The organism is Enterococcus sp. DIV1094 (assembly GCF_017316305.2).
GTDB classification, from domain to species: Bacteria; Bacillota; Bacilli; order Lactobacillales; family Enterococcaceae; genus Enterococcus_B; species Enterococcus_B mangumiae.
The window spans coordinates 2181219-2205494 of record NZ_CP147250.1 but is presented as its reverse complement, the minus strand read 5'-3'; the positions used below and the strand labels follow the sequence as shown (position 1 = coordinate 2205494).

Below are 24276 nucleotides of genomic sequence, written 5' to 3'. Positions count from 1 at the left end.
TGCATCGATAAAAATATACCTTCAGCAAAGCTTGACACATGGTCAAGATTTGCTGAAGGTATAGGATACAAGCATCAATCTGGTCGTAATGAAAAATCGCCGATTCCTTGTTTTGTCAAATTATCATTATAGAAAGGATCGTGTGCGATATATTTTGGCCATTTATCTTGCATTTTTTTGATCTCACCAGCAAAGCGCTTTTGCTTTTCTGGTGTATCTTCATACCCGCGAGATTTCGACTCAAAGTGATATAGCTCGACTTGATGGGCGTATACATTATTTCGACCCAATTCATAGATTTTCAGACATAAGTCAACATCATTGAATGCTACTTGTAATGTTTCGTCAAAGCCATCTACTGCAAGGAAATCTTCTGCTTTCACCATCATACAAGCTGCTGTTACTGCTAAATAATCAACATCGATCACTAGGCGTCCAAAATAACCACAATGTGTGCGCTCGTAATTGTTCAGTGCATGTCCAGCAACTCCACCGATCCCAACTAATACGCCTGCATGTTGCGTCGTATCATCTGGGTAGTAAAGTTTTGCACCCACACAGCCGATTGAATCAAACTGAGCATAAGAAACCATCGTTGTCATCCAATTAGGTGCGATTACTTCCGTGTCATTGTTCAAGAATAAGTAATACTTTCCGCTGGCTTTTTCTGCAGCCAGATTATTGATACGAGAATAGTTGAATGGGATATCGATCAGTTCGACGATAAACCGTTCTTTTAACTGTTCCCTGTATGAGTCAAAAAGATTTTGCATATTAGGATCAGTACTACCATTATCCGCTACGATGATCTCGTAGTTTGGATAGGTCGTTTTTTCAATGATTGAATCAATACACATTTTCAAATCATCATACCCGTTTTTGGTTGGGATGATGACACTGACTAGATCCTCTTCTAAGACATCGTATGTGATCTCATAGAATCCTGAAATTCGCCCTGGACGCACTTGACCTTTGATATTTCTGCGAGCTAACGCATCTGTTAAAGCTTTCACGCCAGAATCATAGATATAGCTTTTCGCTTCACCACTACTTGCTGTTGATCCTGGAATCGTTCGCCAATGATAAAGTACACGATCGATATGATAAATATGATCTGCTGGGATCTTTTCTGTAAAACGAAGAACTAGGTCATAATCTTGAGACCCTTCATAGCCTTTACGGAAGCCTCCTAATTCTTTGACGATACTTAATCGATAAACACCTAAGTGAGAAATATAGTTATTTCCCATTAAGGTATTTGGTGACCAATCTGCCTTAAAGTGAGGATCAAAACGATTGCCATCGGCATCAATCTTATCTTCATCACTATAGATCAAATCAAGTTCTGGATGATCGTTCAACACATTGACTACTTCAAACAACGCATTTACAGGAAGTTCATCGTCATTATCAAGTAATGCCATGAATTCTCCTTCTGCGATCTCAAGTGCGGAGTTTGTTGCTAAACTGATATGTCCGTTTTCTTCACGAAAAACGACTTTGATCCGTGAGTCTTTTTGCTGATAACGTTCTAAGCACTTATGGATTTTAGGATCAGTTGAAGCATCATCACTGATACACAACTCCCAGTGATCATACGTTTGAGCAAGCACTGAATCGATACATTTTTCTAACCATTTGATTTCAACGTTATAAACCGGCATGACGACAGAAATCAATGGACGATACCCAAATGCCTGCGCTTTTGCCTTTTGCTCTTCTAAATCGATTTGTTCGTGCTTTGCAATCCATTGTGCGTAATCGATCGAACCTGGTTTCAATTCCATTTTTGCACGACGGATCGCTTTTTTAAACCCGTATGTCCGTGCATAATTCAACCCTTTTTTCAATAAACGTTTTTTCATCTCTAAACTTGATTCAATACCATCATCATAAGGATAGCGCCCATTCAACTTGACGGAGATCCCATTTTGATGATCTTTTGTTCGAAAATCTAAAATTGCTTTCCCCTTTAGCTTTCCAGATAATCGAAGGTTGAACCCGCTTTGAGTTTTCACATCTAGATTATAGAGATGATTGATGTCCAAACGCACGACTGGCGTATTTTCCGCTATGACGTCTTCCTTTTCGACTTGGATCGTCGGAATTTCTTTTGATACTTCATCGATTGCCCAACCAACGATCAATAAATCGCCAGTTGCCCGCTCCCGAGTGATCTTATCGATAAATACAGCAATTTCTTTTTTTTGCACTGGTTTAGTACTCCTTTACCTAATAAGTTATTTACATTTCAACTAGCCAAGACTGCCCATTTTCTGCAATCAATTCAATCAAAAATGATTTTTCTTGTTCACACGCTATCTGGATCTCAAAACCAGCTTTTGTGTGGGGAGGAAGGTTTTCGGCTTCATTTACTTCGATACGCTCGATTTGCTGAACCTCGAAGAATGGTGATTGATCGACAGACAGCTTATAAGATAAAGGTTTGCGTTCTGCATTTGAAATTCCCCATCCAATGATTTTGAGTAATTTTGTTTCTGGATCCCAACTTTTTTCGTCGATACAAAGAGAAAGGTCTTTCGCTTGGACTTTTTTCGCAGTTTCTTTTGGTTTCACCAAACGTCCTTTAGGCTTGATCGCCCAATTGTTAGCTTGCAATAACTCAGAATATCGTTCAGTCATGATCTGTAAGACATTCGTTAACTCTTTATTCTCCGCTTGTAAATGTTCATTTTCTTTTGTGAGTGCCTCGTTTTTCGCAGACAGTTCTTTTTGAACATCAGCCATTGGTTTGATCACAGTAAGTACTTCAGCCATCGTTTCTGGTAGCTCACCGATAAACCGATAGTGACAAGAGATTTTGATAGACTCTCCACTAATACCGGTCAATTCAAATTTGGGTACATCTGATCCGTCAAAGATATAGCAATCTGTGGTTGTTTTGATGATTGCATTCGATGCAATGAAGTCAAGCTTTTCTCCATCTATTTCAACACTGAATTCTAGGTAACTTGGTTGCTTTTCAAATTGAAAAACAAAACTTGTAGGCTCCTCTGTCAATGGAAAAGTCAATATTTGGTTTTCTCCCGTATGATTATTGAACGGGATCTGTAACGTTTCTTCTTGTGTATTCTTTTTGGTGATTTCCATCATTTTAACGTAATTTGAATTTTGTGGCATGTTGATCTTAGCTTCCACATTCGGTTGTTTTTTCAATGAAAAGAAATACTGATACACTTCGCCAAATGGGCGCATTTTGAAGTCATAACGAACTGCTTTTGGTAAGTCTGTATAGGCTGACTTCAATTCAGTATCTCCCACCGCTAGATACAAATAGTCTTCGATGTTGATATGCAAATCAGCTTTTTCAAATACTTTTTGAAAGCCTTCGTGGGTATAAAATGAATTATGTGTTTCATCAAGTAACCCAAACGAAGCCCATGGCAACTCATTATTAAAGAGATGGATCAATACAGAGTTATGCACGAGATTAGGAAACGTAATCAAAATCTCGCCATCTTCATTTAGAAATTCTCTGACCTTTTTCAAAGTTTTTAAAGGATCAACTAAATGTTCCAATACATCAGCAAATAAAATATAATCAAATGTTTGACCATCATAATATTTTGCCCATTCAAAACTTTCAATATCGCCATAAAAACCATCTTGGGCGATTTCATTCACATAATCAAATAGTTCTTTGTCTAATTCAACGATGCTTACTTCACAGTTTTTAGCACCAATCAAATGTTTCGTCATGCGGCCATTGCCTGGACCGAATTCCAAGACTTTGCTTCCCGGTTTGATTTGGCCGACAATCTTGCCTACGCTACTTTGTTCATCTAAGTCCATCTCGAAATCATACTTCATTGTTTTGATCTCCTTCTTTCCAATGGTGATCCAAGACCACGATTCCTTCACCAATATAAGAACCCGTCACAAATAAGTTCATATATTTGGTTTTATAAACTAAAGGAACGGTCGCATTTTCTTCAAAAACAGCCACATCGAAATAGTATTCGCCGGCAAGCAGCCCTAACTTATTGTATTTGAGATAAAAGACATTTTTCCCTTTTTCCCAAGGGATCGTGATATCGTCCAATAAAGTATTCAATCCACAGACATAGAAATTATCAACCGTTCGCAAGGCGATCCCTAGAACAGGTTTCTTGATCGTATCGTCTTTCACGTCATAAGTGACTTTGACATACAGATCTTCCCCTTGTTCTAACATATCGATTGGTTGCTTGTTTTTGTCTAATAACTCAGCACTTAATACATCCACGATATCTGGTGCAGCAAAACGCTCCACTTGATTTTTATTCCGATCAACGGTTTTGACTGATTTTTTCTTCAAGAAGTTTTCGTAATTGGTCGTCACGTCCATCGTATCGCCATATTCGACGACTTCTCCATTTTTTAACCAGTAAGAACGATCGCAGAAACGACGGATCGAGCTGATATCATGAGAAACAAATAAAATCGTTTTCCCAGAATTTTTGATTTCTGTAAATTTTTCCATACATTTCAATTGGAACTCCAAGTCTCCGACTGCAAGTGCCTCATCGACGATCAAAATATCTGGATTGACATTGATCGCAACCGCAAAAGCCAAACGGACGAACATCCCACTTGAGTAAGTTTTAACTGGCTGGTAGACATGATCCCCGATATCAGCGAACTCAATGATATCATCAACCATCGCATCGACTTCTTCACGAGAAAAGCCAAGGACCATCCCATTCAAATAAATATTTTCATATCCTGAATATTCGGGATTGAAGCCTGAACCTAATTCAAGTAAAGCAGAAATCTTCCCTTCAATCTCCATCGTGCCACTAGTTGGCGTCAGCACGCCTGTAATGATTTTGAGCATCGTGGACTTACCGGATCCATTTTCACCGACAAAACCGATCATTTCACCTTTTTTGATCTCTACATTAATATCTTTCAATGCGTAGAAAACATCATGGTATGATTTCTTGAACGGATTCAATGCTTCTCTAAAACGATCACTCGGTTTCGCATACATATTGTATGATTTAGTGATGTTGTTTAATTTAATTGCATATTCTGTCATAACTATACTCCTTACAGCACATCTGAAAAATGTGGTTTCAATCTACGGAACACTAATGAACCGATTACGAACATAATCAATGTCACTACCCAAAAATATAATGTATACGTGCCATGTTCCCAGAACCAAGCTTCACTTAGGAAAGATTCACGGTAACCTTGGACAATATAATACAATGGGTTCAACTTCAAGATTTTTATGATTGCTGGATTAAATTGACTAGTACTCCAAAGAATCGGTAATGTCCACATAATCAGCTGTAATAAAATCGTGATAAATTGCATGATATCAGGTAAAAACGGTTGGATAGATGCAGTCAACCACGTTAGACCGGTCAAAAAGGCCACCATACAAAATAGATAATAGATCAATTGGAAAGACATGACTGTTGGAAAAATACCATGCCCCATCGCTACGACTAATCCAATCAAGATAAAGAATAAATGTGTATACAAATTCGAAAGGATTTTAGTTGTTGGTAGAATACGGATATTGAATACTACCTTTTTTACTAAATACGTATATTCTCGGAAAACCAATGTCGTAGAGGTAAAAGCATCTGAGAAAAAGAACCATGGCACCATCCCAGTGATCAGATAAACGATGAACGGATACTTGCCATCTGTCATTGCCGCTCTTAACCCGAAACCAAAGACTAACCAATAAATAAGAACCGTAAAGACGGGATTGATGAACGCCCATAGAATTCCTAAAAATGAACCCGCATAACGTGATTTAAAATCGTTTAGCGAGAATTGAAGTAATAGCTTTCGATTTTGATAGATATCCTTCATAAATAAAAACAAATCTTTAAACATTTGTGTTCCTCCAAGCAGTTTCAGTTAATTACAGTCAACAGCCATTTTACCACATTTTAAGCCGAGGACTGCGATATTCGTCGTTTCTTAATTTTCTATTAAGCAAACTTTTTGTCAACGTTACTATTTTACAAAAGATGATACTTAATTGCAATGAAGCAAAAAACGTGGATCTGCCAAAAAAATGGCTGACCCACGTTTATTTTATTGATTGAATGAAACTTGATCTCTAGGTTGAATCCCTTCATCTCGTTCAAGTGTTTAGTGATAACGAGCAACTCTCGAGGTTGCAAACTGATTTTCATCGTGTATTTTTATTTGCTCTTCTTTAGGTTTGTCGTAACGATGACTTGCCATGGCTAACAATAGATAGCCGATAGGAACCCAAGGGAAAGAAGTCAATGTATCTTCCATGAACGACTGGATCATGATTGCCATGAAAGCCCATAAGAAAGTCAGTTGTCCATTTGACAAATTAGCCTTTAAGGTCAGTCTACCAATAAACACAAGTAACAAGATACCGGTAATCGCTATACCTATCAATCCGTATAAGTTCAGAATCGAGTTATAGCTGTTATGATTTCCTAGAACTTGTTCACCACGGTAAAAAAGAAAAGGTTTCATCCCAACCATCAATTGCTCGAACCTCTCAGAAATCGTTTGGTAGAATTTCAGCCAAATTTCTTCTCTTCCGGTGAAAAGATTGACATCTTCAGAAGTTGCTGCTAAATAGGAAATCGGTAGTGCTAAACTAAAAATGGCTAAATAGCCGATAAAAGGTGCCCGAATAAATTTAAAGAATTTCTTAGGCCAGATATCTAGTAGTACAAAAAGGATAATGGCAATCAAGGCAGAGCGTGATTGACAGACCCAGATACCTAGAAATGCAGCGATAATCGCTGGTATGCTAAGAATCCGAATATACCAACGTTCAAATGAACTAGCGAAACCGCTGATCAATAGTCCAAGCATCATCAATGTGCTACCGATCGTATTCGTATTGATCCATATATCTGATAATTTATTATCTTGATTCCAGATACTTTGTCCTTCAGGAACTTGGATCTCTGTGAAAACTCGATAGACTGTCACAGCTAAGAAAAATGAGAATACAAGCAAATAGATTGCGCGATCTACTTTGTCGAATTCGATCCACTTTACAGACAATCCAAATAGAATAAGTATTGGGATCAAAAGATTGCCAGCCAAAGAACCTTCTCGTACCTCACTAAAATACGTATAAAAGCAAAATATTACGACTGCTGCTCCTAAATAAAAAAAGTCAAATCCTCTTGCTTTATAGATATTCAAGCCAGTTAAAACAAATACGCCAAATGTTACAAACTGTGCGCTATGTTCATATAAAAATAAAGTAGCTGGTGTCCCTATACCGATCGTCCAGACAGAAAAAAGGGCGATAAGCATAAGTAACAAGATCCCAGTACTCATTTTATTTATGAATTTTTCTACAAATGTTTGAATGGTTTCCACCTCCTCTTCTAAGAAGTTTTTTTAAAAAAGGATCGTTGGATCAATGCCACCAAAAATGGTTTATCACTGATCCAACAATCAGCTTAATCGCACACATCTTATTCAATCAACAAGTTTTTTTATTGACCTGTTGTTTGTGTTTGCCAAGTAGCGTAATTTGGGTATGCTACTTCAAAAATCATGTGTCCATCGTCGTCTGGTCCATATAATTTAGTAAACTGTGCTTCATTACGTTGGTTATAGTCATCTAAAGGACGTTTCGTTACAACGTATTTGATACCTAATTTTTCAGCATCATCAAAATTCAGTGTCACTGAGAACATGTCTGGACGATCGAGTTTAAAGGCTGTATCTTCTTTGGCAATAAAGGCTCTCGTATGAGCGTACCGGTTGTAGAATCTCTCATATTCGCCTTCTGGATCAATCAATTGCCAAGCGGCTTTATCTGGATAGAAACGTACCGTATTGAATGACTTCACTCCTAGCGTCGGCGTGAAATTATACAGTTCATCTTCTGTTAACCATAATTGACCAGGATCTTGTTGATCGATTCTTTGGATCTCCTTCGCCAATGTTTTTTCAAAGATTGCACCCGTTCCTTGGACAACTGGATTCACAAAGAAACCAGAAGCAATGATCAACGCGCTAAATGAAAGATAGAAAAGCACGCGTTGTCGAAACAGTGCAAATGCTAAAAGAAGGGTTCCCAGCGCAATCACACTGATCAGTTCGATCTCAGAAAAGTATCCTTCCATCTTAGAACCTTGTAATGCATAGTAATAAATACCAGCATTCGCAATCAATAAGACAAATTTATACCATGTAGGGATGACATCATGCTTCCAAATATAAGCAATGAACCAAATCGATAATAGACAAGCAGCAAAACTGAACGTCAAAATCGCTCGGAAAGGCGGCACAAATGATAACAAGGTCAATTGAGCCATCGTTCTAGATAAGCCGACAGTGATCCAAAAAATGGTGAAGAGACAAAAGATCATCAAGATGCGACCGATGATTTTTCGATCTCCGTCTTTTTTCCCAAACAATACGAATGGACTTGCCAACAAGACAGTCGGGAAGAAATGGTAAAAGAGTGCCACTTCTGAATTATTTGAGAAGCTGATATCCTCAAAGGAGATTTTCCAGTTTGTTAAGAAATAGAAAAACTCACTAAATTTGAATTTCCCACCCGTACTCACTCGATTTCCTGGATACAACGTATTCAAAGCGGCCATCAATGCATCTTTTGAGATTGACCAAAAATGCCACATGACAACGCCAATAAACAATAGCGCTGCAGTGATCAAGACAGCGTCAAACCAATCCCATTTTATTTTTTTGCGGTAATAGATCAATAACCCGATAAAATAAAAAACTAACAAATAGGCTAACATGACCTGATGGGCCGGATAGATCACTAGGATAAAGCCGATACCGAATATGACCACCAGCAACATCATCAATGCACGCAGCCATTTTTTTTCATGTTGATAAAAGTAATGATAAAAGGCGACCATCAGTCCAATCGTAAAGAAGATCAAATCGCCAACGTGTTGCATGAACCACCATTGAACAGCGGGTGCGAATGTCAAAGCAAAAGCACCGATCAATGAAAGTGGCTTGTTTCTTTTTGTTAGGATCATCAGCAGTTCAAATCCTAACAAGACCATAACGACCAATTTCATTGCCCAATAAAAAGATAACCCTCGATCTCTTCCTAAAAAGAAGAAGCCCCAGTTGAATGGTTTACCTATCACAGTAATATCTTTTACCGGTGAATTGTAGGCAATGATCATATTTTGTCCATTCAAAGAATAGTCTTCGTTTATGACCGGATAGCCTGTTTCTGCTTGAGAGAGATAAAAAGGCGTTTGTACTAACCATTCATCCGAACGTACTTCACGGTTTTGACCAAATATCACGTCCGTCTCTTTTCCATCATCTCTTTGCGATACGTAAGTATCCCAACTACCGATCGAACTGCCGTTCAAGTTGAAGGTTACAACAATCACGATTACTAGTAACCCGATCAGATAACGTAGTTTCAAGAATATATCCAAAAATGGATGCGTCTGTTCCTTCTCTACTTGCCTTGACTTATCTTGCCGTGACTTATCTCGCCTTGCGCTTCTTGTTTGTTTTTCCATAAAATTCTCCAATTTCTTTGTTGTTTCTTTTTTCTAAGGAAAAACCTTATTTGTTCAATTTTTCAGAAGCTTGTAACATTTGTTCAAGTGCTTCTTGCCACGTTGGGATCTCAAAACCAAGATCTTCTGTTTTTTTCAAGCTCATCACGGAATATTGTGGACGTGTCGCTTTTTGTGGATATTCTGCCGAAGTCACAGGGGCTACTTCTACTGCTTCGTCTTTTAAGATCTCTTTTGCGAATTCATACCATGAACAACTATTCTCATTTGAAAGATGATATACGCCATATGGCACTTGTTGTTCGATCACATAGACCATGAATTCAGCTAATGTGCGCGTCCATGTTGGACGGCCAAATTGGTCGTTGACCACAGTTAAGCGATCATGCGTTTGTGCCAAACGTTGCATCGTGTAAACAAAGTTATGACCATATACGCCAAACACCCATGAAGTACGAATAATATAATAATCTTCTAAAAGTTCTTGAACTGCTTGTTCACCTAATAATTTTGTACGTCCATATTCATTCAATGGATTCGTTGCATCATCCACTTGGTATTCTTCATTTTCTTTTTTACCATCAAAAACATAATCCGTACTGATGTAAATCAATTTAGCATTTACTGCTTTTGCTGCCAGCGCCACATTTCTCGTGCCGTCCACATTGATTTTTTCATCTAATTCTTTGCCTTCGTCTTCTGCTTTGTCGACGGCTGTATAAGCTGCACAATGGAAGATGACCTCTGGTTTTAAGTCTGTGATATAAGCCATTGTTTTATCTGCATCTGTGATATCTAATTCTTGGGCATCTGTTGAAACATAAGATAACCCTTTTTCATCTAATAAATGTCGTAACTCTGTACCAAGTTGACCATTTCCACCTGTTAATAAAAACATTACGCTATCGCTCCTTGAATATTATTTTTAACGTGTTCTTTGTAAAAAAGTGTGAGTAGTTATCTTGTTTTCTTTTTGTACATGCTTGGTTCATATATATCTGTTTGTTCGAAGACATAGATGTTTGTTATGTGTTCAGAACCAAACTTATTCTACCATATCGGTTCTCGCTTTTCGAGAGGATGAGCATCCACCAAGCGTACTTAAAAATCTTTTGCATGGAAAAAGGGGCAGCGTCCATTAAACGCAGTGCCCCTTCAACGACTATTTAAAAGAGGTTGAGTTTCTCTAGCTAGCCATTCAAGCAAGAAAAACATCTGATCAGAGAAGATCATCCGCTCTAATCAACGCAGCACGTCCGAGGGAGTATGAATGCTCTCCTCTTATTGTCCATTTTTAGCGTAAGCTGCTTCAACTGCTTCTTTTTCTTTTTTCCACCATTCTTGGTTTTCTTCATACCATTTGATCGTTTCTGCTAAACCATCACGGAAATTAGTGAATTCTGGTTGCCAGCCAAGTTCTTGACGAAGCTTTGTTGAATCGATTGCATAACGCAAATCATGACCAGCACGATCTTTTACATGTTCATAAGCATCCATTGGTTGCCCCATCAACTCTAAGATCATTTCCATCACAGTTTTGTTATCTTCCTCACCGTCAGCACCGATCAAATACGTTTCGCCAATATTTCCTTTGGTTAAAATCAACCATACGGCAGATGAGTGGTCGTTCGTATGGATCCAATCACGAACATTTTTCCCTTCTCCGTACAACTTAGGACGAATACCACTCAAAATATTTGTGATTTGACGTGGAATGAACTTTTCAATGTGTTGATAAGGCCCGTAATTGTTTGAACAATTAGAGATCGTCGCTTTTAAGCCAAATGAACGGACCCATGCTTTCACTAATAGATCAGAACCAGCTTTTGTTGAAGAATATGGGCTTGAAGGATTGTAAGGTGTTTCCGCAGTAAACTTCTCACCTTCGCCCTCACCATGACCTGGTAAGTCTTCACGTAATGGTAGATCACCGTAAACTTCGTCCGTAGAAACATGATGATAACGAACATCATATTTTCGGCAAGCTTCAAGCAACGTATACGTTCCAATGATATTTGTGTGTACAAATGGGAACGGATCTTTCAACGAATTATCGTTGTGTGACTCAGCCGCATAATGAACGACTGCGTCTGCCTTTTCAACTAATCGATCAACTACTTCCGCATCAGCGATATCTCCGACCACTAGTTCCACACGGTCAGCTGGTAACCCAGCTAGATTTTCTTTGTTTCCTGCGTAAGTTAGTTTATCTAAAACTGTCACATGTACTTCCGGGTGGTTTTTTACAACATAATGAACAAAATTTGATCCAATGAAGCCTGCTCCACCAGTAACAATGATATTTTTCATTTAATATTTCTCCTCATCAAATGTTAGATTTCACCATAAACAAATGGGTTTTCTGCTTCAAATTCTTTCAGCGTAGGATGATTATGATCTTTTTCAGACATGATTGCTTTTGAAAGATCGATCGGCCAATCGATTGCTAAGTCCGGATCGTCAAATGCGATGCCACCGTCTGCTGCTGCATCATAATAATTGTCACATTTATAAAGGAAGTTCACGTTTGGTGTCAACGTCACAAAACCGTGGGCATATCCTTTAGGCACAAGTAATTGACGATGGTTGTGCTCAGATAGGATGTAGCTTTCCCACTGTCCATAGGTTGGACTACCTTTACGAATATCGACGATCACATCTAAGACTGCACCTGAAGTGACACGGATCAATTTCGTTTGAGCCGATGCTCCTTTTTGAAAATGTAAGCCGCGAATCACACCTGCTTCAGCTGATAAAGAATGATTATCTTGAACAAAATCAAAATCTAAGCCATGTTCTGCAAATTTTGCTTTTGAATAGCTCTCTGTAAAGAAACCTCGATGGTCGCCAAAAACGTCCATTTCAATGATTTTAACATCTGTTAATTTAGTATCCGTCACTTTCATCACTAAAAACTCCTTATTCAGCAGCCAATCTTAATAAGTATTGACCATATTGATTTTTTTTCAGTGGTTCTGCCAAAACTGCTAGTTGCTCCTTGTCGATGTAGCCCATTCGATAAGCAACCTCTTCTAAACAGGCAACTTTCAAGTTTTGACGTTTTTCGATCGTTTCAATAAATGTAGAAGCCTCAAGTAAGGATTCGTGTGTACCTGTATCTAACCAGGCAAAGCCACGTCCCATGATTTCTACAGAAAGCTTGCCTCTTTCTAAATAAGCTTTGTTGACATCTGTGATCTCAAGTTCACCACGTTCAGATGGTTTGATTTCTTTTGCAATTGAAATCACATCGTTATCATAAAAATAAAGTCCAGTAACCGCATAGTTTGATTTTGGCTCTTCTGGCTTTTCTTCAATGGAAAGAGCTTGCATATTTTCATCAAATTCGACTACACCAAAACGTTCGGGATCATTGACATGATAACCGAAAACAGTCGCTCCACTCTCTTTTGAGGCAGCACGTTGCAGCATTTTTGATAGTCCACCACCATAATAGATATTATCTCCTAAAACAAGACAAACACTATCATCACCAATAAATTCTTCCCCAATGATGAAGGCTTGGGCTAATCCATCTGGACTTTCTTGAACAGCATATTCAAGATGGATACCTAAATCATGCCCATCCCCAAATAATTCTTTAAAGCGTGGGGTATCTTGAGGGGTTGAAATAATCAATATCTCCTTAATACCTGCCAACATCAAGATAGACATTGGGTAATAGATCATTGGTTTATCGTATACTGGCATCAACTGTTTCGATGTTGCCTTTGTTAAAGGATACAAGCGTGTTCCGCTTCCTCCCGCAAGGATGATTCCTTTCATGAATATAAGCGCCCCTTTATTTTTGATTTTTACTTTTGTTATTATCTCATCAATCCAACTAATTGTCATGGATTTCTTGCGAATTTAACAATATCTTTTAGCGATGTTTTCTCCATTTTCGCTGAACGAGTGCTTGGATCAAATGCAATCGCCATGCGATTTTCTGTCGCCAGCTACTCTTCGTTTCAATTTCACTTGCATTGAAATCATGTCTCCGATAAAGAGTCAAAGGTTCTCGAATAAAAGAAGTATGGCTACCAGCAAGCAACCCGATCCACATATCATGCATCGGTACATTATCAGGTATCGGTAAAATCGTTTCTTTTAATGAAGAACGAAATGCCATACCGGCACCAATGTAATTACTACGGATCAAGTTGATCAACCAACCTTCTTTTGATTTTCTAAAAGTAAAGTAAGATGGATGGATCTCATTCAATTCGCTATCTACGATCACTAGATCTGAAACAACTACTAATTGATCAGGATGTAAATGAAAAGATCGTGTGATTTTCTCTACTTTTCCATCTAACCAGACGTCATCTTGATCTGCTAAAAAAATCAGCTCTCCTTGAGCCTGTTCGATCGCAAAGCCAAAATTTTTGATCAACCCTTGTTTAGGTCCTTCAAAAAGTTTGATACGCGGGTCATTATTTGCATATTCCGTTAAAATCAACCAAGTATCATCAACTGAGCCATCATCTGAGATAATCACTTCATCCTCTGGAGAAAGTTGTTTTAAGATACTATCTAACTGTTCTTTTAAATACGCACTACCATTAAAAGTTGCTATACAAACCGATCGCATCATTTCACACCTTCCAATTCTCAACAAACGAACGTAAAGTCATTCGCCAAATTTGACGATTCTTGACAGTCAAAAATTGCTTGGCCATCCTTAATACTAACTGCTTTCGATGTTGAGCCAAGTGCTGTTGATCATATTTCTGATAAAATCTTGATTCAGCAGTCAAAATCGACTGATAGCGTGTTACGTTCACTTTTTTATAATCTAATACTGAGAGATCATGGTTCATTCTAGTATTTAGAACGACTATTTGCTTGTTCAATTGCTTGATTTGCCAAAAGAGCCAATGATCTAAAAAGTCGAGCGGAAATTCTGTGTTATAGCCATTGATCTCTCTTAAAAAAGTGAGAGAAAAAACAGCACCTGAATTGATCGCCATGATTCGCCGAGGTGTCGTCACAGGTTCTTCGATCACTTCGAAATGACGATTGATGTATTGGTCAGCCCAAACTGGCGAAATCTGTCTTGGCCCAGAAAACACCATAGGAACAGCAGCGACTTGTTCCTTATTCCAAGAAATTTGTGCAACAGTTTCAAAATAAGTTGCATCGATCTCTGTATCCTGATCCAACGTCACCAATGTCTGCACTTCATCAGAAACATGGTCAATAGCATAATTATAGGCAACAGCAAGACCTGGATTCGATGGATCATGGTGATACTGGACATTTTTTTCAGAATAAAGTAAATCATCATGCGCCACTGGGCTATTATCGAAAATAATTAGTTCAATTTTTCCAGCTTGTACAGCTGTTTGTAGACAATCATAAGAAGGAGATTGGTCGATTTTTTGGTGATACAAAACGATCACTACTGCTACTTCAGGTGACATTAGAAAAAAGTCCACCCCCACTTATGGAAGAATTTCATCATTGAACTTAAAAAGATGCGAAAAAGCTTAAAATTCCGATGTGCTCCTTTTCCATACAAATGGACGACGGTGGAAAGAGGTGTATAAAGTATTTTTTCATTCGCTTTTTCAAAACTCAAGCAAAGATCATTATCTTCAAAATACATAAAGTAACGGTTATCGAAGCCGTTGACTGATTGGAATTTTGCAACATCTACTACCATAAAACTACCAGAAATCATTCGAACATAAGAATCATGATCGTCCGGTAAATCACGGCATTCAAAACGAGTCAATCGACGATCAAACATTTTTTTAACAAAATCAAAAGGGATAAAGCGCAAGATATAATCAAATAACGCTAAACGCTGTCTAACTAAGTATTGGGTCGTCCCATCTTCATTCAAGATTTTAGGCGCCAACATCGCACATTCAGGGTGTGCTTCTAATCGTGCAACAAGATCGATCACCGTCTGTTCATCCACTAAGATATCGGGATTGAAAATCACCGCATATCGTGCAGAGCTTTGAAGTAATGTATGATTATGCCCATAGCCAAAGCCGCGATTTTCGTTATTGAAATAAATATTCATGAACGGATATTTTAAATACTCGCGTAAACGAGCTTGATACTCAGGTGACGAGTTATTATCAAAAATTTGAAATTCAACTGCCGGTTGTTCACCGATCGTTGCAATGATCGTATCCAATGTCTGAAATATTTTTTTACTATTTGCTGTGACAATGCTGATTAAAATCGGCTTATTTTTATTGTTCTCCATTAAGGTCTTTTCCATTTCTTAAAGTATTTCTGCATCACTTGTGTACGATATTCTTTATTTCCTAAAAAGCGTAACGTTTTTAGAATAAACTGGTATTTTTCATTGATCAATCCGATCAATTCAAATAATAAAATAGCAGCAAATAACATCACTAAGAACAAGGCGATCGTACCAAAGCTTCCTGTATAATTCATGATCATCGCAGTGAACGAGAACATCAAAGCAATGGAGTAAATCGTCAAAACAGCCCCTTTATGGGTAAATCCTAAAGCGAGCAATCGGTGATGCAAATGCTTCTTATCTGCCGTAGAAAACGACACACGGTTCGCTTTCCTACGAATGATTGCAAAAAAAGTATCAGTTACAGGCACGCCCATGATGATCAACAAAGAAATAGATGAAACAAACGTAACATTCTTCAATCCTTGCAGTGATAATACAGCCATCATAAAACCTAAGAAAAGTGCCCCAGTATCCCCTAAATAAATTTTAGCTGGGTAAAAATTGTAAGGGAAAAATCCTATGATACTCGCGACTAAACAAAAAATAACAATAGGTATATATACTGTTGATGCGTGTAAAAAAAAGTAGCCAATAATGCCAATGGTCATTAAGCCAATCAATGATATTCCTGCCGCTAAGCCATCTAAACCATCAATCAAGTTGACTGCATTGGTGATACCAAAAATCCAAAACACGGTGACCGGAAAACTAAGCCAACCTAATTGGACATAACCGATGAACGGCAACGTAAAAGAATCGATCCTGATATCCGCAATGAAATAGACGATCAATGCCGCTAACAAAATCCCAATACTTTTTTGTTTTGGTGATAATTCGTATTTATCATCAAGCAAACCAGTCAAAACGATAACCGATGCCGCTAATAAAATCGGAAGAATATAAAATTTAGGGATAATATCTTTGAACAAAAATAAACTAGATATCACGAAAGTAACAAAGATAGGTAAACCACCAGCTGAAGGCATCGGCACTTTGTTTATTCGTCGTTCATTCGGTTTATCGACCATCCCAGTTTGTACTGAAATGATTTTGAAGATGGGGGTCAATATCAAAGACAATAAAATTGTCAAAAAAATCCTTATTACCATACTAAAAGAAACCAGCATATGGGCACCTACTTTATTTAAAGAGTCAATAATAATTATAAAACACTGTCGCTATTTTACAATAAGAACTCGTGTTTCTATTTTTTTTTATGAGAAAATTTATTTTTTAGTTTATTAAACCATTTTGACGTAACATTTTTACGTTCTTTTATTTCATTTCCTGTTATGTACTCTTGCACAACAGCATTGATGATTCCGCCAAGAATAATGATCGTGGCAGCAAAATTTAACCAAAGCATCAAAACGATAAAACTTCCGATGATTTGATAACCGCTAACACGCGTAGCGAAATAACGAGCATAGATCCCAAAAACTTGCGATAGTAACATCCAGCCAGTTGTTGCAAAGACAGCCCCTGGAATCACTGCTTTAAATTTCAATTGCGCATTTGGGACGATCAAATAAATCAAAAACATGATCACGAACAAAGCGACCAAAGTAATCGGCCATTTCAATGTTTGGAATTGGTCAATAAAATTAACAGGTATTTTAAATATCGGTTGTATCGCCTCTAAAATCATTTGTCCTAATCCAAGAACTAATGTGACGCCACTAATGGCAATCATAAATAACAAGATGACCACTAAAGAAAAGAAACGGACAATGATAAAATTTTTCCTATTTTCTACTCCGTAAGCTTTATTCATTGCAATCTGTAATGCATTGATACTCTGGCTTGCTGACCATAATGCCGCAATTGCCGAAACTGACAACAAACTACCAGAACTTTGCGTCAACAAATTTTTCACCGCAGGACCGATAAACTGATAGATTGTTTCAGGAATCACTTGGCGAATATAAGTCAATACAGTTTCTTGATCGATTTGAAGATACGGCAGAATATTTCCAAACGCAATGATCAATGGAAACAAAGATAATAGTAAATAATAAGCAACAACTACTGAAGTCGTCCCCATTTCCGAATCAACGATCCTCTTTTGCGTCGTCTCAATAAAACGCATTAAATTCTTATGTTGTTTTATTTTGTCCAAAATATTCATAGTAATCTCCTGTTCAAGGTTGTGAAAGAAGCGCTCAGCACTGAGTAATAAGGCAGAAAAATCGAAAATGGCTTTTTCATTTTTGATTTTTTTGACTTATTATTGAAGTGTTGCTTCTTGAACACCGTTTATCATAGGTTGTGAGAAAGCCGTTCAGCTCCGAGTATTAAGGCAGAAATTGAGAAAATAGCTCCTCATATTTTTTCAATTTTTGACTTAATATTGAAGGAGCTGGCTTTCGAACACCATTTATCTAGGTTGTGAGAAAAGCGCTTTGACCTGAGCAGTAAGATGGAAAATCAGAAAATAGCTTCTCATATTTTTTGATTTTTCAGCTTAATGTTGAAGGTCAGCTTTTCGAACACCGTTTATCAAGGTTGTAAAAGAAGCGCTCAGCACTGAGTAATAAGACAGAAAAATCGAAAATGGCTTTTTCATTTTTGATTTTTTTTGGCTTATTATTGAAGTGTTGCTTCTTGAACACCGTTTATCTAATAAAGACACCTCCAATTCTAAACTTCAAATAGGAATCGAATCGATTGTTTTATCTATCGTTCAATCTCTACTTTAATATTGTAGGCGTCAGTATTTGAACTACTTTATTTATCTCTTGAAAAATTTGGTCACCGAAAACATTCTCTAGTTACTCAAACAGTTTTTCAACTGATGATTTTGGGAACGAATCAGTAAGTTCCTTCTTCACCTTGAGAAGTTAAAATTCTTGGACCGTCTTTGGTGATGGCCAATGTGTGTTCATATTGACATGATAATCCACCATCTCTAGTATATGCAGTCCAGCCATTTGGGTCCATTTTCATTTTCCACGTTCCGGTATTAACCATTGGTTCGATCGTGATGACCATGCCCTCTTTTAATCGTAATCCTTTGCCTGGTTGACCATAATGTGGAACAGCAGGTTCTTCATGGATCGTTGGTCCGACACCGTGACCAATGAAATCGCGAACGATGCCAAGGTTTTCCCCTTCTACATATGTTTGGATCGCGTGTCCGATATCACCGATGCGATTACCGACTTGTGCCTGTTCGATACCGATGTATAGCGCTTTTTTAGTTACTTCCATCAAGCGATCGATCTCAGGGGTTGATTCACCAACTACATATGCCCAACAAGAATCAGAGATTCCGCCTTTTAAGTCAATACACATATCTACCTTTACTAAATCACCGCTTTTAAGTGGTTTTTTTCGAGGAAATCCATGACAGATCTCATCGTTGATGCTGATACATGTCGCATATTCATATCCTTCAAATCCAATTTGTGCAGCGATTCCGCCATGACTCTCAATATAGTTACGTACAAATACTTCGATATCCCAGCTAGTAATTCCTGGTTTAATGAAATCTCGCAGATTTTTATGTACATCTGCTAATAATGCACCAGATTCTGCCATTGCTTCGATCTCACGTGCTGATTTTAATGTTATCATCTATTCTCGTCTCCTTTTTACAAATCCTTTTTATTTTAACATAGTAGTAAGTATTTAGCCAAACACCTTAGTACGCTTACAAATCTTGCTTCCTTTTTCTCAAACTTTTGGTATAATTGATAATTGTTGAAATGCTATTCATTAAAATTTAGGAGGCGCCTTATGGCTTTAGCAAAAATCGTTTATGCAAGTATGACTGGTAACACGGAAGAAATCGCTGATATTGTTGCAGAGGCTCTAGAAAATATGGATATCGATGTCGAAATCAATGAATGTACACAAGTAGATGCGGAAGATTTCCAAGAGGCAGATATCTGTGTAGTTGCTACTTATACATACGATGACGGTGATCTACCTGACGAAATCGTTGACTTCTATGAAGATTTACAAGAACTTGAACTACCTGGAAAAATCTATGGGGTTTGTGGTTCTGGAGATACTTTCTATGATGAGTTTTGTAAGTCAGTTGACGATTTTGATGCTGCCTTTGCAAAAACTGGTGCTGTCAAGGGTGCTGAAAGTGTCAAAGTTGATTTAAATGCGGAAGAAGAAGACATTGAAAATCTTGAAGCATTCGCGAAATCTCTTGTATCCAAGTTATCTTAATCACAAAAAGAAGGATGTGTTTACCACATCCTTCTTTTTGTTTAGAAGCATTACGTTTTGTAAATCAAGGCATTACTATCAAATGGGGTCGATCAATTTTCAAATAAACGAATCAGTCTACTTCAATCGGATCTTTTAAGCTTAGAATGGCATTGATACTATCTTGGATCATCTTTTCGATCTGTATATCAGTCGGATGGATGATATTCGATGACATCAAGGCTGCGATACCTGTTGCAATGATCCAAGTCCCGTTGAGAAGCGAAACTAGTTTATCATTTGGCAAGTCCATGTACTTTGGATCTTCTTTCACTACGTCCATAAAGTAATTATAGGAGAAATTTTGCATCTCTCTTCCGCCACCATACTCTTCCAAGTAAAGGGAGCTATATAATTTCTTTTCACGATTTGCGAAATGGATGTAATTCAGCGCTAGATCGACAATCGTGTTGCCGGTATGTTCTACAGGAAAGACTTCGTATTTTAGATAATCGTAGATTTGCTCAAACAACGCATGTTTCAAATCATCCATATTTTTAAACTCTAAATAGATTGGTTGTGTAGAGCAGTTCATTTTATTTGCAATGTTTCTCGCAGTGAATTTTGAAAATCCTTCATTGGCTGCAACTTCATAGGCGGCGGCCAAAATCTGCTCTTTCGTTATTGTTTTTTTTCTTGCCATAATTTTCTAATCTCCTTGAAATTTTTTATAACGCTTCCACCATTGATTAGTACTATTGTACCATTTTTTTCTAATAAGCAAAACTTGTTTTTTTATTTTTTTGCAAATTTTTCTGCCTTTATTGACGGATATTAACGCATTTTTTTGTTTTCTAATTAAAAACAAATGATTATTTTATCAGATGTTTATTTGTTTCACTTCTAATTAAATGTTATTATATAATGAGTAATTACCAAAAATACGATGAGGAGGAATTTAATTATGTCACCTGATTTTAATGAAAATTTAGAAAAATACGCACGTTTAATTGCAGAAACAGGGGTAAACGTGTCGAAAGGGCATACAGTAGTCTTACAAATCAATGTAGAACAAGCTGATTTAGCTCGCCTGATCACGAAAGAAGCCTACCGTTTAGGAGCAGCTGAAGTGATCGTTCAATGGACGGATGATATCATCCAAAAAGAATTCCTGACTCATGCAGCAGATGATCGAATCACAGAAGTCCCACAATACAAAATCGATCAAGCAGATGATTGGATTGAAAAAGGCGCGAGCAGAATCAGCGTCGTCTCTTCTGATCCAGACGCATTCGCAGGTGTCGACAACGACCGTGTAGCAAGTTACCAATCAGCAGTTGGCAAAGCATTGATGAATCTAAGAAAAGCAACGCAATCAAATAAAGTAAGTTGGACAGTCGTAGCTGCTGCTGGAAAACAATGGGCAGCAAAAGTCTTCCCTGACCTTCCAGAGGAAAAACAAGTCGACGCATTATGGAATGAGATTTTCAAAACAACACGCATTTATGAAGCAGATCCAGTGATTGCTTGGAAAAATCACGACGAAAAATTAGCGGCAAAAGCGGCAGAATTGAACAAAGAACAATTCTCAGCTTTACACTACACTGCCCCAGGAACAGACATCGTGATCGGTTTACCGAAAAACCACTTATGGGAGGGTGCTGGAAGCTATAATGCTCGTGAAGAAAAATTCATGGCAAATATGCCAACCGAAGAAGTATTCACTGCACCTGATAGCCATCGTGTTGATGGATACATTTCAAGCACAAAACCTTTGAGTTATGCAGGAACGACTATTACTGGAATGAAATTTACTTTTAAAGAAGGAAAAGTTGTTGATTTCTCAGCAGAACAAGGGCAAGAAGTCTTAGCAAAACTTTTAGATACAGATGAAGGCGCACGACGTTTAGGCGAAGTTGCTTTAGTGCCTGACCCTTCACCGATTTCACAATCAGGAATCATCTTCTACAACACATTATTTGATGAAAATGCGTCAAACCATTTAGCACTTGGTTCAGCTTATGCGTTTAGTGTCCAAGGCGGAACAGAAATGACCGATGACGAATTGGCAGCTGCAGGCTTGAATCGAAGCCAAACACATGTCGATTTCATGGTAGGTTCTGATCAAATGGATATCGATGGTATTCGTGAAGATGGCTCAAGAGTGCCGATTTTCAGAAACGGCGACTGGGCTTGATAAAAACAAACAGACCTGGACATGATGTCCAGGTCTGTTTGTGTATACACGCTTTACAATAAATCTTCTTTTTTAGTAAACGTAAATTTGCGACTTTCTTTGTGTTCTGGTTTGTCTTCTTCATGTTTTTGTATCGCATCTTTCGTAATTTCTTCCCGTTCTTTTTTTGTTTCATCCAAACGTTCCGCAATTACTTCTTCTTTTGGTTTCTCAGTCATAATCAAAACCCCCTTCAACACCCTCATTCTACCACTCTAGATTCCTTTATTGGAAACGTTTTGCTTCAAAATCAGCTTGCAACTATTCCTTTAAAACGCTAAAATAATAGTGTTACTACTTGTTCCTGTAGCTCAGTAGGATAGAGCAATCGCCTCCTAAGCGATAGGTCGCTGGTTCAATTCCAGTCAGGAACGTTTAAGAACTTATCAAAGTTTGCGCCAAAAGTATTCGATTATAAGAAATAAGACCAAAACCCTCGTTTTAACTTTTTTGAGGTTTTGGCCTTATTTTTTTATGCAAAACATCGATTCAGAAATAAGAGGATATCGTTGGATCATAAGCGGACTGGTCTTTAGCCATTTTTCCACCTTTTTAACTCTGGGAAGAAGCCTTGCATAAATTCACGGGCTTCTTCTTTTGTCTTGCCTTGTTCTTTAAGCATTCCTGATTCACTCATATGTTTCACGCTCACGTCTATCATTTCTTCCATTGTATAATCAGTTAAAAAGGCACCGTCTTTGAAGCAGTAGCTGCAATACTCGACATTCTTGCTTTTATCTTTATTTGTCCCTAAAACTTCCTCTGAATCAAGCGGCATGCCACAACTTTGACAATACTTCATCTCTTGCATCTTCCTAATCCCCCTATCAAACTATTCTTACAACTTAGAAATAATCATTTAAAATTGGTTGTTGACTCGGCAAAGCTTGACTGAGTTCAGCAATCAATTTGTTTTCAACTCTGATTTTTTCATGAAAAGCAAGCGCTTCAACTGTTTGATATCCTAGCAGTAATTGTGTCATGCTTTGGATTGTTCCACTGACCACAGGTAATTCCGTCTGTTGGACTTTCTTTACTTCAAGTACTCCATTGACATAAGTAATGTCAAAAAAGCCTTCATTCCATTTTGCATATGGATCTTCTGTTACATGGAGCACAAAGTTGATGTCCTGCTCAAATGGATAGGTTTGCATAAATTTCTCGATGTCGACGATCCTTCCCATCATATACGGTGTGACCGTTGTTTTTGCAAATGGATTATCTAATAAATAATTTTTACTGTGTCCGGAAAAACCACAAGTATATTCAAATGAAGCAAATGCGCCATTATGGGAACCGATGAATCGCATCAATCCTCTCAACGCTTCATGGTTCAAGTAACCCATTTCGACAATGACAAAAGTGGGCGCTTCCAACTTATAAACAACATAACCTGAAGCATTTCCCTCACGGTCATAGTACAGTGCATAATGGTTCTCTTCTCGTTGCTTGAACTTGTAAGAATACCACCAATCTTCACGGACTAAACCGCCTCTTTTACTCTCGGGCATGTTTGCGTAGATGGAACGTATCGCTTCCACAGATTCTTCAAACGTTGTGCGTTTCATGAAGCCCGTCGTTTTTTTTACTGCCGGCATATCACGGCTATCTAGTTCATAGCTGATTCGGTCAAATAATTGCTCGTACCCGTAGCGACGATAAAAAGGATAAGAAAATGGGGCTAAATACGAAAGTGCGACATTTCTTTCGCGACAATCTTCAAGGATTTTTTCCATGATCCGATTGATGCCACCTTGTCCACGTGCTTCGGGATAAGAAGCAACATAGCCGATCCCAGCCATCAAATAAGTTTTTCCGTGGAAATCCACTGAAAAAGGTGTCGCCATCACTTGACTTGTCAAATGCCCTTCTGGATCTAGAAAGCCATAGTTCCATGAATTTTCAACGATCAGCTTGAACCGTCCACGTCGTTCTTCTGTATCTTGCGAATTAAAGGCATAGGTCGCTAAAGCATACATTTCTTCTAACGATCCATTTCCTAATTCTTTTATAACATCCGTCATATTTCCCCTTCTCCCTTTAAATATCTATACCAATTGTACTATTATTTTCTTAATAATAATAGTAGGTGGATTACCATCGCTTTAAAAAGTATACTTGTCAAAAACACGCTTCTAAAAAATAGCGCT

Annotated in this window: 22 protein-coding genes and 1 tRNA gene; 3 read left to right on the top strand and 20 right to left on the bottom strand. The window is 37.9% G+C overall.

Going from position 1 to position 24276, the window contains the following annotated elements; translation table 11 throughout:
• Positions 1-74: 74 nt before the first annotated feature.
• The 16 genes from DOK79_RS10540 to map form a co-directional block, all read right to left on the bottom strand.
• Complete coding sequence (locus DOK79_RS10540; RefSeq protein WP_206858178.1) at positions 75-2213, bottom strand: glycosyltransferase; 2139 nt, start codon at positions 2211-2213, stop codon at positions 75-77.
• 31 nt (positions 2214-2244) lie between these two features.
• Positions 2245-3831 (bottom strand): methyltransferase domain-containing protein, encoded by a 1587-nt coding sequence (locus DOK79_RS10535; protein WP_206858176.1) that lies wholly within the window; start codon positions 3829-3831, stop codon positions 2245-2247.
• Positions 3821-5041, bottom strand: a complete 1221-nt coding sequence (locus tag DOK79_RS10530) for an ABC transporter ATP-binding protein (protein WP_206858174.1) — start codon at positions 5039-5041, stop codon at positions 3821-3823. The genes DOK79_RS10535 and DOK79_RS10530 overlap by 11 nt, the downstream gene beginning before the upstream one ends.
• An 11-nt stretch (positions 5042-5052) precedes the next feature.
• Positions 5053-5859 (bottom strand): ABC transporter permease, encoded by an 807-nt coding sequence (locus DOK79_RS10525; RefSeq protein ID WP_206858173.1) that lies wholly within the window; start codon positions 5857-5859, stop codon positions 5053-5055.
• A gap of 261 nt (positions 5860-6120) precedes the next feature.
• The gene (locus DOK79_RS10520) at positions 6121-7350 is read right to left on the bottom strand and encodes an EpaQ family protein (RefSeq protein WP_206858171.1); all 1230 of its coding nucleotides are present in this window, start codon (positions 7348-7350) and stop codon (positions 6121-6123) included.
• 119 nt (positions 7351-7469) lie between these two features.
• Positions 7470-9500 (bottom strand): DUF7657 domain-containing protein, encoded by a 2031-nt coding sequence (locus DOK79_RS10515; protein ID WP_206858164.1) that lies wholly within the window; start codon positions 9498-9500, stop codon positions 7470-7472.
• A gap of 46 nt (positions 9501-9546) precedes the next feature.
• Positions 9547-10398, bottom strand: a complete 852-nt coding sequence (gene rfbD, locus DOK79_RS10510; RefSeq protein WP_206858162.1) for a dTDP-4-dehydrorhamnose reductase — start codon at positions 10396-10398, stop codon at positions 9547-9549.
• A 383-nt stretch (positions 10399-10781) separates the two neighbouring features.
• On the bottom strand, positions 10782-11810 hold the full coding sequence (gene rfbB, locus DOK79_RS10505) for a dTDP-glucose 4,6-dehydratase (RefSeq protein WP_206858160.1): 1029 nt from the start codon (positions 11808-11810) through the stop codon (positions 10782-10784).
• A gap of 23 nt (positions 11811-11833) precedes the next feature.
• The gene (gene rfbC / locus DOK79_RS10500; RefSeq protein ID WP_206858158.1) at positions 11834-12406 is read right to left on the bottom strand and encodes a dTDP-4-dehydrorhamnose 3,5-epimerase; all 573 of its coding nucleotides are present in this window, start codon (positions 12404-12406) and stop codon (positions 11834-11836) included.
• 13 nt (positions 12407-12419) lie between these two features.
• A complete protein-coding gene (gene rfbA / locus DOK79_RS10495) occupies positions 12420-13286 on the bottom strand; it encodes a glucose-1-phosphate thymidylyltransferase RfbA (protein ID WP_206858151.1) in 867 nt (288 codons plus the stop codon).
• Positions 13287-13383: 97 nt separating this feature from the next.
• Entirely contained in the window at positions 13384-14094 is a 711-nt protein-coding gene (locus DOK79_RS10490; RefSeq protein ID WP_206858328.1) for a glycosyltransferase family 2 protein, read from the bottom strand.
• A 4-nt stretch (positions 14095-14098) separates the two neighbouring features.
• Positions 14099-14926: a glycosyltransferase gene (locus DOK79_RS10485; RefSeq protein ID WP_206858144.1), complete on the bottom strand. Its 828-nt coding sequence runs from the start codon at positions 14924-14926 to the stop codon at positions 14099-14101.
• Entirely contained in the window at positions 14926-15726 is an 801-nt protein-coding gene (locus DOK79_RS10480) for a glycosyltransferase (RefSeq protein ID WP_206858141.1), read from the bottom strand. Before DOK79_RS10480 ends, DOK79_RS10485 begins: the two co-directional genes overlap by 1 nt.
• Positions 15726-16856 (bottom strand): MraY family glycosyltransferase, encoded by a 1131-nt coding sequence (locus DOK79_RS10475; RefSeq protein ID WP_206858133.1) that lies wholly within the window; start codon positions 16854-16856, stop codon positions 15726-15728. The genes DOK79_RS10480 and DOK79_RS10475 overlap by 1 nt, the downstream gene beginning before the upstream one ends.
• Positions 16857-16933: 77 nt before the next feature.
• On the bottom strand, positions 16934-17857 hold the full coding sequence (locus DOK79_RS10470) for a YihY/virulence factor BrkB family protein (RefSeq protein ID WP_206858130.1): 924 nt from the start codon (positions 17855-17857) through the stop codon (positions 16934-16936).
• 683 nt (positions 17858-18540) lie between these two features.
• Positions 18541-19305, bottom strand: a complete 765-nt coding sequence (gene map, locus DOK79_RS10465) for a type I methionyl aminopeptidase (protein ID WP_206858129.1) — start codon at positions 19303-19305, stop codon at positions 18541-18543.
• A gap of 162 nt (positions 19306-19467) precedes the next feature.
• On the opposite strand from map, the gene DOK79_RS10460 reads away from it, so the two are divergent.
• Positions 19468-19911 carry a flavodoxin gene (locus DOK79_RS10460; protein ID WP_206858114.1) on the top strand — a complete coding sequence of 148 codons (444 nt, stop codon included), beginning with the start codon at positions 19468-19470 and terminating at the stop codon, positions 19909-19911.
• Between the two features lie 112 nt (positions 19912-20023).
• On the opposite strand, the gene DOK79_RS10455 is transcribed toward DOK79_RS10460, so the two are convergent.
• Positions 20024-20593 (bottom strand): TetR/AcrR family transcriptional regulator, encoded by a 570-nt coding sequence (locus DOK79_RS10455; protein WP_206858113.1) that lies wholly within the window; start codon positions 20591-20593, stop codon positions 20024-20026.
• 261 nt (positions 20594-20854) lie between these two features.
• On the opposite strand from DOK79_RS10455, the gene DOK79_RS10450 reads away from it, so the two are divergent.
• Positions 20855-22087: an aminopeptidase gene (locus DOK79_RS10450; RefSeq protein WP_206858111.1), complete on the top strand. Its 1233-nt coding sequence runs from the start codon at positions 20855-20857 to the stop codon at positions 22085-22087.
• A gap of 53 nt (positions 22088-22140) precedes the next feature.
• On the opposite strand, the gene DOK79_RS10445 is transcribed toward DOK79_RS10450, so the two are convergent.
• Positions 22141-22305 carry a hypothetical protein gene (locus DOK79_RS10445; RefSeq protein WP_206858109.1) on the bottom strand — a complete coding sequence of 55 codons (165 nt, stop codon included), beginning with the start codon at positions 22303-22305 and terminating at the stop codon, positions 22141-22143.
• Positions 22306-22426: 121 nt separating this feature from the next.
• Between DOK79_RS10445 and DOK79_RS10440 the strand changes: the two genes are divergently transcribed.
• A tRNA-Arg gene (locus DOK79_RS10440) sits at positions 22427-22500 on the top strand.
• Between the two features lie 158 nt (positions 22501-22658).
• On the opposite strand, the gene DOK79_RS10435 is transcribed toward DOK79_RS10440, so the two are convergent.
• Both DOK79_RS10435 and DOK79_RS10430 read right to left on the bottom strand, forming a co-directional pair.
• A complete protein-coding gene (locus DOK79_RS10435; RefSeq protein ID WP_206858107.1) occupies positions 22659-22937 on the bottom strand; it encodes a zinc ribbon domain-containing protein in 279 nt (92 codons plus the stop codon).
• Between the two features lie 34 nt (positions 22938-22971).
• Positions 22972-24150: a GNAT family N-acetyltransferase gene (locus tag DOK79_RS10430; protein WP_206858105.1), complete on the bottom strand. Its 1179-nt coding sequence runs from the start codon at positions 24148-24150 to the stop codon at positions 22972-22974.
• Positions 24151-24276 lie beyond the last annotated feature (126 nt).